This window comes from Flavobacterium sp., from assembly GCF_031381455.1.
Lineage (GTDB): Bacteria > Bacteroidota > Bacteroidia > Flavobacteriales > Flavobacteriaceae > Flavobacterium.
On sequence record NZ_JANMXZ010000009.1, the window covers coordinates 37,164 to 46,315 of the forward strand.

Genomic DNA, 9,152 nt, shown 5'->3' on the forward strand with positions numbered 1-9,152 from the left:
GCCATGAAAACGGTACTTTATCTCGCACTATTATTAGCTTCATTATTTCTTTCGAGTTGTAATAATGAACCAACGCTTCAAAAATATTTTGTAGAAAGTTCTGAAAAGAAAGGTTTTATAGAGCTGGATGTTTCACCGAGTATCATTAATATTGATAAAACAAAGCTAACAGCTGAACAAAAAACAGCTTTAGGTTCCCTTGATAAAATGAATATTTTGGCTTTTAATTTGGATAAAAAAAACAAAGCGCAATATGATGTTGAAAGTCAAAAAGTGACTCAAATCTTGAAGAATGAAAAATATCAGGAGTTAATGAAAGTAGGTTCAGGTAAAGATGCTGCATCGGTAAGTTTTGTTGGCGATGAAAATCATATTAATGAGTTTATCCTTTTTGCCAAAAAGAAAGAAAATGGTTTTGCAGTTGTTAGAATTTTGGGTAACGATATGAATCCGAATAATATATTAAACATGATTTCACTATTGCAAAGTTCCAATATAGATATGGAACAATTGAAACCATTACAAGCTTTGATTAAATAAATTTTAGAGGTTAGTTATAAACAGAAAGTCCCAGAAATGGGACTTTTTTATTTTTTAAAATATTTAAACGGAACAAATAACATTCCGAAACATTCACCGTGTCCTTTCCCTATATGTTTGTGATGCATTTTGTGAGCTCTTCTTACGCCTTTTGCATAAAGATTATCAGCATTTCTGAATAGTTTAAAACGTTGATGAATAAAGATATCATGAACAATAAAATAAGCAACTCCGTAGGCAAAAATTCCAAGACCAACGGCAAGTCCTAATTCAAAAATTCCATTTTGCCAAAGCAAAAAGCAACCAATGCTTACCACAGCATAAAAAATAAAGAAAGCATCATTACGTTCAAACCAAGAATCATGATCTTTCTTGTGATGATCGGCATGCAAGACCCATAAAAATCCATGCATGATGAATTTATGAGTGAACCATGCCATGAATTCCATAATGCAAAACGTAAGGATAAAAACTAAAATATTTACTAACATATTTTTATAATAAATTCAAACGATAATTAACATAGCATTTTGCCAGAAGTCCAATTTTTTGATAATCAGGCACACGAATTCGGGTGTTTTTGATTTCTATAGATGGAGTCTTTTTTAACTTCGACAATAACTTTTTATAATAGACAAAAGCCGTGTATACACCGAATTTTGCCTCCAAAGGTAATTTTAAAATCCCTTGAAATCCTGCTTCAAAATCAGCTTCAATTTCTTTAATAATGGCATCTTTTGAATGCTCGTCCAAACGGGATAAATCGGTATTTGGAAAATAAGTTCGGTTTAAATCTTCATAATCGGTTTTTAAATCTCTTAAGAAATTTACCTTTTGAAAAGCAGAACCTAAGCGCATTGCCGCATGTTCCAGATCGCTAAACTTTTTTTCATCACCATTTACAAAAACTTTCAAACACATTAATCCAACCACATCAGCTGAGCCATAAATATAATCATTAAATTCATCGATTGTTGTGTATTCTTTTTTATACAAATCCAATTTCATACTGTTCATAAAAGCGGTAATCATGCTTTGCGGAATAGCATATTTATGGACAGTATGCTGAAAGGAATTCAATACAGGATTCAAACTTATTTTGTTTTGAAGAGCACTTTCCAAATCTTTTTCAAACATTTCGAAAAGGACTTCTTTATCATAATCATGAAAGGTGTCTACAATTTCATCGGCAAAACGCACAAATCCATAAACATTATAGATGTCTTGACGAATAGTTGGAGCCAACATTTTTACAGCAGCAGAAAACGATGTGCTATAGGATTTAGTTACGTTTTTGCTACAATCAAATGATATTTTATCAAAAAGAGACTTCATAATGTTTGGTAATTTAAAGATTTTTTTGAATCAGTTCCGAAACTAGTTTGCCAGAGATTAAAGCTGGCGGAACACCTGGTCCAGGAACCGTTAATTGTCCGGTAAAAAAGAGATTTTTCACTTTTTTACTTTTCAATTTGGGTCTTAAAAAAGCGGTTTGCAATAAAGTATTGGCTAGACCGTATGCATTCCCTTTATACGAATTGTAATCTTTTATAAAATCATTTACGCAAAAAGATTCCTTAAATATAATATTTTCTTTTACACTTTGTTGCGTTAATTTTTCAAATCGGGTAATTATTTTCTCGAAATAAGTTTCTCTTAACTCGTGAGTGTCATTTAATCCAGGTGCTAACGGAATTAAAAATATCCCGGCTTCTTTTCCTTCTGGTGCTGCATTGCTGTCAGTTTTAGAAGGAAAGCTGGCATAGAATAATGGTTCTTCAGGCCATTTTGGAGTGTCGTATATATCACGTGCATGAACATCAAAATCCACATCGAAAAACAATGAATGATGCTCTACATTTTCTATTTTTTTGTCAAAACCAACATAGAATAGGAGCGAAGATGGTGCAAATGTTCTGTTTTCCCAATAGTTCTCAGAATAGGCACGATATTTTTTATCTAACAAACTTTCACTGTGATGATAATCGGCACCACTTAAAATAATGTCTCCATAGACGATTTCGCCATTTACTATTATAGCATTAGCATTCCCTTTATCAACATTAATTTTTTCAATATTTGAGTTTGTATGAATCGTTACGCCGAGTTCTTTGGCCAATTTTTCCATTGCTAAAATCACGCTGTACATTCCATTTTTAGGATGCCAGGTTCCCAAACCAAAATCTGCAAAATTCATAAAACTGTAAAATGACGGAGTGTCTGATGGCTTAGCTCCCAGAAAAAGTACTGGAAATTCAAGGATTTGGACTAGTTTTGGATTATTAAATTTTCTTCGGATGTCTTTTGAGATGTTTCCAAAAAACTGATTTACTTTTTTTGCTGTTTCCAGAGTAACCAACTCTAAAGGTGAAACTCCGGGACGATAAACCAAGTCTTTGATAGCTATATCGTAATTACTTTGGGCTTCCTTCATAAAACCCGCTAATTTTTGTCCGCTCCCTTTTTCAATAGATTCAAAAGTGGTAATAATATCTGGAAGATTGTCTGCTATGGTTACAAATTCTTTTACTCCAAAATATACTTGATATGCGGGAGAAAGTTTTATTAACTGATAATAATCGGAAGGTTTTTTGCCAAAATCAGCAAAGAAACGTTCAAATACATCGGGCATCCAATACCATGTTGGACCAATGTCAAACGTAAATCCATCTTTTTTTAACTGCCGCGCTCTGCCGCCAATGGTTGTGTTTTTTTCGAAAATAGTAACGTTATGTCCTTGTTGTGCCAAATAACAGGAAGCAGCAAGTGACGAAAATCCGGAGCCGATAATTTTGATTTCTTTTTTCATATTGTTTAACAAAAGTAAATAAAAGCTAAACAATAAAAAAACGTTTTAACAATTATATATTGTCCGTCAAATTTTTCATAGAGGTAAAGGTTAAAATAGCGTCAGTGCATAATTTTTTATCAATGCTTTCTACCATTCTACCAATAGCCCAAAATTCCGAATTGTCGGTTAGCAGATCTTTTTTGACTTCTTTTATATACTCATTAACCATTGATTTGTTGGGCTCAACAGTCATATAACAAACATAAATTATATTGTCAAAATATTTTTTTACATCTTTCAGACTCCCAATTGGTACACTTTCTCCCAAATATATTGTTTTGTAACCATTAAATTGTATTTCATAATTTAAATACATTAAGCCAAGTTCATGTACTTCATTATCGGGCAAATACAAAACAAAGACTTTATCATGTTTTGTGGGTTCTTGAATTTGAAGCTTTTCGGTATTGATTAATAATTTCTGCTTAATTAAGTAACTTATAAAGTGTTCATGCGCAATTGAAATAGTATTAGTTTGCCATAAATAGCCAATTTCTTGTATGAAGGGAATGAAAACATCGAAGAAGACTTCACGGAATGATTTTTCAGAAAGTAATTTTTCATAGGTTTTTATAAATAATACCTGATCAAAATTCATCATTGCCATTTTAAATGAACTAATCGCGTGACTTTTGAAACTTTTATCAGATATAATTTCGTTTGCTAGTTGTGGAATTCGTTCTTTAGACAACTTAGAAATTTGTGAAATTTTATAACCGTGATTATGAAGCAATGTGATATTTAAAAGCTTTTGCAGGTTTTCAATATCATATAAACGGATATTGGTTTCGGTTCGCATGGGTTCAAGAACATTATATCTTTTCTCCCATATCCTTATGGTATGCGCCTTAATTCCGGTAAGATTCTCTAAATCTTTTATGCTAAAAGTACTTTTAATGTTGTTCATCTTTTCTGAAGAAATAATAAACAAAAGTAACATAATATTTTTACTAAGTGTAAAAAACTATAAAAAAAACTCAAAAAAGAATTTGTTCTTTCAAACTTTAACAGCCATCCGATTGAAATCGTTTTTCCAATAAACCTCTTCCGAAACTTCGGGATTGAAAATAGCGAGATTGATTTCGTCTTTCCCAACAAAGTTCTCCCGAGACTTCGGGATTGAGAATAAAAAGACACCAAAAAAAAGATTTCAAGCGAGCAGTAGAAGAGTATAATGTAAAACAAAGGGATTGACTTCGTCTTTCCCAACAAAGCTCCGCTTTGAGAATAAAATAGCCAAAAAAATGCTCAAGAAATCTTGGACATTTTTTTGGCTATTTTATTCATTTGTGACCACGATGGGATTTGAACCCACACGCCCTTACGAGCACCACCCCCTCAAGATGGCAAGTCTACCGTTTCTCCACGTGGCCTAAAACAAAAAAAGCCAAACAAAAACTTGTTCGACCTTTTGTGACCCGACTGGGGCTCGAACCCAGGACCCCATCATTAAAAGTGATGTGCTCTACCAACTGAGCTATCGAGTCTTTAGCGAATTAAATAAAAAAAATGTGACCCGACTGGGGCTCGAACCCAGGACCCCATCATTAAAAGTGATGTGCTCTACCAACTGAGCTATCGAGTCTTTTTCTTTTCTTAAACACTTCACTGGCGTCTATTTTATAGGAGTTCAGTGATTCGCCTTGCGGCTTAATTGCGGGTGCAAATATAAGACCTTATTATTTATATTTCAAAGCAATTTTATTATAAATTTGCCTTTTTTTGACAAAGGGTGTTAACGTCTTAATATATAAGGTTTTATTGTAATGAAGAAAGTTATTTTGATTGGTTATATGGCTGTTGGTAAGACCACAATCGCTCAGTTGCTATCGAAACAAATAGGGCTTAAATATGTAGACTTAGACAATTTAATTGAAGAAAAAACTAATTTAAGTATTAGCGAAATCTTTAAACTAAAAGGTGAAATTTACTTTAGAAGAATTGAACATGAAATTTTCAAAGAAATTACAGCCAATGAAGAAAATTTAATTATCAGTACCGGAGGAGGAACACCTTGTTATGCTGATAATCATTTACTTCTTAATGGCAAAAATTGTATTTCGATTTATTTAAATGCTTCATTACCGGTTATCATAGAAAGACTTATCTCAGAAAAGAAAACGAGACCTCTAGTTGCCAATCAATCCGAAGAAGAATTAAAAGAATTTGTTGCTAAGCACTTATTTGAAAGAAGTTATTTTTATAACCAAGCCACTTTTAAAGTAAACATCGACAATAAAACTCCAGAACTAATAGTTCAAGAAATACTTCAGTTTTTAGACTAAATAGGCGTGATTATTTTTGTCTTCAAATACAACATGTACATGTTCTTTTAATGAAGTAGAAAGTGAGATTCCTTTGAAGTCAGCTTTAACCGGAAATTTTTTATGATTTCGGTCAACCAAAACAGCTGTTTTAATTTTTTTTACTGGTATTTCTAAAAAATGTTTTACACCATATATTAGTGTGGTACCAGAGTTTAATACGTCATCGACCAAGACTATACTTTTGTTTGTGTATATTTCCTTTGGAATTGAAGTCGTGATTTTGGCAGAAGGATTTTGTTTGTCAATCTTAACCTCACATAAGGTAACTTTTAAACTTGAGATGGTTTTTAAAACGGCGCCTATTTTTTCTGCAAAAACATAACCATTATTTGCAATGCCAGCTATAATCACTTCGTTTTCTTCAGAAAAGGTCTCGTAAATTTGATAGGCTATTCTTTTGATTTTGTGATCTATTTCCAAGTGGTTAAGAATTATATTTTGGCTCATTGCATTATTTTTTTTCAAAGATAAAAAAACAGTTTGTTTATTAATCTGTATCGATTATTTAGGACTAGTCAGTATTAAAAAAAAGTTAGTAGTATTATAATTCAGTTGAATCGGTTCCCAACTCAAGATCATCTAAATCTCTTCTGTCCTTTTTTGTGGGTCTTCCGGTTCCTGTTTTTCGATAATGTTCTTTGGAAAGTTTAAGCAATTCAAGATGTGCAAAAGTTTCAGGAGGCGTTTCATCTTTTCGATACATATCAACCAACTTTGCGCCAACACGATTTTGTGGTATGTCTAGAACCGTTATTAAAAAGGTAATCTGGTCTTTTCTAAAGGTAATTTTGTCCATTGGGAAGACTTCTCTAGAAGCCTTTGCAACTTGACCATTAACGGTGATTTGATTTTTGCGGCAAGCTTCCGTAACCATGTTTCGGGTTTTGTAATAACGAACACACCATAAATATTTATCTACTCTCATTTTTTTTCCAAAATCAACGTTAAATTGTTCACAAAAATAAATCAATATTGTATATTGCGGGCTTAAAATTCAAACAATAATGAATAATTTTTTCAAAATTATATTTCTTTTTTCTATGGGTTTAACTGTTGTTTCTTGTTCTAAAAACGATAGTAGTCCAGAACCTCTTCGCGATTTTACAGAGCAATACACAAAAGATTTAGCCAATATCGAAACCTACATGCATACGCATTATATGGAAGTAGTTAATAATCCCGGAGCTACAAATGATCAAGACGTAACTTTTACTTTAATCCCTTTAGGAGGAATGCAAACTTCGATTTGGGATCAAACAACTTATCCAATACTAACAAGATATGTTACCGTTAAACAAAACGATGTTGATGTTACTTATAAAATTTATTATATTCAATTAAGACAAGGTTCAGGTGCAACCAGTAAGTCACCATGTAATGTGGATAGAGTACTAACGTCTTACAGAGGAGAATATATTTATAGCAATACCGTAACCGAAGGAACTCCGCCGGTATCAACTACAACAATAAAATCTACTGAGTTTGAAGAATCAATTGATCCACAAAACTATTTTAGTTTAACAGGTGTTATTAGAGGTTGGAGCGAAATTTTTCCACAGTTCAAAACCGGAAGCTATTCAGGAAATCCGGATGGCACAACATCGTATTATGATTTTGGAGCCGGAGTAATGTTTCTTCCATCTGGAGTAGGTTATTACGGTACTTCAACTGGAGGAATCCCAGCATATTCGCCACTTATATTTAGTTTCAAATTATATGAAATTCAAAGAATGGATCAAGATGCTGATGGAATTTATACCTATCAAGAAGACTTGGCAACTTCAACTGTAAATAGTGATGGTACTGTTACTGTAATTAATGGTGTTCCTGATGGATATGTTTATAATATGGCAGCAGGTATAGTAAATCCTGATGACACAGATGGCGACGAAGTTCCTGATTTTCTCGATGTGGATGATGATGGGGATTTCTATACTACCAAAAGCGAAATAAAAAATCCTATAACAGGGCAATCCTATCCTTTTGCAGATATTCCAACTTGTGGTGGCTCAGGAAATGGAAAGAAAAAATATTTAGATCCAAGTTGTCATTATCAACCATAATTAATTCATAAAAAATCCTGTTCAATTTAGACTGCACCCAAAATTTTAGACAAATTTATAATTAATTTTGATAATAATGAGCTCGATATTGTATCGGGCTCATTTTGTTTAAATTTGATTTAATTCTTTCGTTATTGTAATAGTTGATATATTGTTTGATTTCATACTTTAGTTCTTCAACACTTGCAAATTTCTGTATGTAAAAGAGTTCTGATTTTAATATTCCAAAGAAGTTTTCAATTATAGCATTATCCAAACAATTTCCTTTTCTTGACATACTTTGAGTAATTCCTTTCTGCTTTAATAAATATTGATATTGTTTCATTTGATATTGCCAGCCTTGATCAGAGTGTAAAGTGAGATTGGTATTATTTGGTATTTTCTTAAAAGCTTTTTTAAGCATCATCGCCACTTGATTAAACACTGGTCTTTCCGTTAGTTCATAACTTATAATTTCTTGGTTAAACAAGTCAATTATTGGTGATAAATATAATTTCTTTCCAGACACATTAAATTCAGCAGCCCATTTTTGATTTGGTGCTGTTGCTTTAAAATTGCGTTCTAAAATATTTGGAGCAATTTTGCCCTGTTCTCCTTTATAAGAATTGTATTTTTTGATTCTTATAACGCTCTTTAACCCTAATAGGTTCATTAATCTTAAAACCGTTTTATAATTGATAATTATTCCTTTATTATTAAGTTCGTCTGTGATTCTTCTATAACCATAACGCCCTTTGTGCTGCTGATAAATGGATTTAATCAATTCTTTAATTGTTTTATATTTATCAGGTAATTTACCTTGCTTTTGATGGTAATAAAAACTACTTCGTGCTATATTATTCTGACTTAAAAGGAGATTTAAATCAAAATCATGCCTTAACTCTATTATAGCTTGCGCTTTTTGGCTTCTTCTTCGGCTTGAATTAAGGCTTGTAACTTTTTTAGCAAAGCATTTTCACAACGCAATGCTTCATTCTCTAAAAGAAGTTCTTCTTCTCGGGTTTGAGGTTTGTCTGATTTACGTTTTTTTCGTTTAAAATTATTCATAGATTTTGGTCTGCCTTTAGGTTTTTTAGTTAAACCTTCAATCCCAAAGTTAGTAAAATCTCTTTGCCATTTTGCAATGATACTCCGTGTGGGAATATTAAATTTTACATAAGCTTGGAGCAATGATAGATGTTGCTCAGTAATAGCTTTTAAAACCTTCAATTTAAAATCAATAGAATAATCCTGATTTTTTCTTGGCAATAAACCATCCAGGCCATAAGCATTGTAAAACTTTAACTACATACGAATAATCGTTTCATGAACGCCTTTTTGCACTGAAACCAATTCACAGGAATGATCCTATTCGATAATTAATTTTACACA

11 protein-coding genes and 3 tRNA genes are annotated in these 9,152 nt (G+C 32.2%); 3 read left to right on the top strand and 11 right to left on the bottom strand.

All coding sequences use genetic code 11. The features are described from left to right. The first annotated feature begins 3 nt into the window (after positions 1-3). Positions 4-540 (top strand): DUF4252 domain-containing protein, encoded by a 537-nt coding sequence (locus RMN97_RS03055; protein WP_309613056.1) that lies wholly within the window; start codon positions 4-6, stop codon positions 538-540. Between the two features lie 47 nt (positions 541-587). Here the strand turns inward: RMN97_RS03055 and RMN97_RS03060 are convergent, their stop codons facing one another. The 7 genes from RMN97_RS03060 to RMN97_RS03090 form a co-directional block, all read right to left on the bottom strand. Beyond that, positions 588-1,031 (bottom strand): sterol desaturase family protein, encoded by a 444-nt coding sequence (locus RMN97_RS03060; protein WP_309613057.1) that lies wholly within the window; start codon positions 1,029-1,031, stop codon positions 588-590. Positions 1,032-1,035: 4 nt separating this feature from the next. Beyond that, positions 1,036-1,875: a phytoene/squalene synthase family protein gene (locus RMN97_RS03065; protein WP_309613058.1), complete on the bottom strand. Its 840-nt coding sequence runs from the start codon at positions 1,873-1,875 to the stop codon at positions 1,036-1,038. Between the two features lie 13 nt (positions 1,876-1,888). After that, positions 1,889-3,349, bottom strand: a complete 1,461-nt coding sequence (locus tag RMN97_RS03070; RefSeq protein WP_309613059.1) for a phytoene desaturase family protein — start codon at positions 3,347-3,349, stop codon at positions 1,889-1,891. A 52-nt stretch (positions 3,350-3,401) separates the two neighbouring features. Further along, the gene (locus RMN97_RS03075; protein WP_309613060.1) at positions 3,402-4,298 is read right to left on the bottom strand and encodes a MerR family transcriptional regulator; all 897 of its coding nucleotides are present in this window, start codon (positions 4,296-4,298) and stop codon (positions 3,402-3,404) included. A gap of 383 nt (positions 4,299-4,681) precedes the next feature. Then, positions 4,682-4,764, bottom strand: a tRNA-Leu gene (locus RMN97_RS03080). A gap of 41 nt (positions 4,765-4,805) precedes the next feature. Then, a tRNA-Lys gene (locus tag RMN97_RS03085) sits at positions 4,806-4,878 on the bottom strand. 25 nt (positions 4,879-4,903) lie between these two features. Next, positions 4,904-4,976: transfer RNA gene (locus RMN97_RS03090), tRNA-Lys, on the bottom strand. Positions 4,977-5,157: 181 nt separating this feature from the next. Between RMN97_RS03090 and RMN97_RS03095 the strand changes: the two genes are divergently transcribed. Further along, positions 5,158-5,676 (top strand): shikimate kinase, encoded by a 519-nt coding sequence (locus RMN97_RS03095; RefSeq protein ID WP_309613061.1) that lies wholly within the window; start codon positions 5,158-5,160, stop codon positions 5,674-5,676. On the opposite strand, the gene RMN97_RS03100 is transcribed toward RMN97_RS03095, so the two are convergent. Both RMN97_RS03100 and RMN97_RS03105 read right to left on the bottom strand, forming a co-directional pair. Further along, positions 5,668-6,165 carry a phosphoribosyltransferase family protein gene (locus tag RMN97_RS03100; RefSeq protein ID WP_309613062.1) on the bottom strand — a complete coding sequence of 166 codons (498 nt, stop codon included), beginning with the start codon at positions 6,163-6,165 and terminating at the stop codon, positions 5,668-5,670. The two genes, RMN97_RS03095 and RMN97_RS03100, sit on opposite strands and share 9 nt — an antisense overlap. A 94-nt stretch (positions 6,166-6,259) precedes the next feature. Beyond that, positions 6,260-6,643 (bottom strand): S4 domain-containing protein, encoded by a 384-nt coding sequence (locus RMN97_RS03105; RefSeq protein ID WP_309613063.1) that lies wholly within the window; start codon positions 6,641-6,643, stop codon positions 6,260-6,262. 79 nt (positions 6,644-6,722) lie between these two features. On the opposite strand from RMN97_RS03105, the gene RMN97_RS03110 reads away from it, so the two are divergent. After that, on the top strand, positions 6,723-7,781 hold the full coding sequence (locus tag RMN97_RS03110) for an FKBP-type peptidylprolyl isomerase (RefSeq protein ID WP_309613064.1): 1,059 nt from the start codon (positions 6,723-6,725) through the stop codon (positions 7,779-7,781). 61 nt (positions 7,782-7,842) lie between these two features. On the opposite strand, the gene RMN97_RS03115 is transcribed toward RMN97_RS03110, so the two are convergent. Continuing rightward, positions 7,843-8,670, bottom strand: coding sequence for an IS3 family transposase (locus RMN97_RS03115; protein ID WP_309613068.1), 828 nt, complete (start codon positions 8,668-8,670; stop codon positions 7,843-7,845). Beyond that, entirely contained in the window at positions 8,667-8,990 is a 324-nt protein-coding gene (locus RMN97_RS03120; RefSeq protein ID WP_309613065.1) for a helix-turn-helix domain-containing protein, read from the bottom strand. The genes RMN97_RS03115 and RMN97_RS03120 overlap by 4 nt, the downstream gene beginning before the upstream one ends. Positions 8,991-9,152 lie beyond the last annotated feature (162 nt).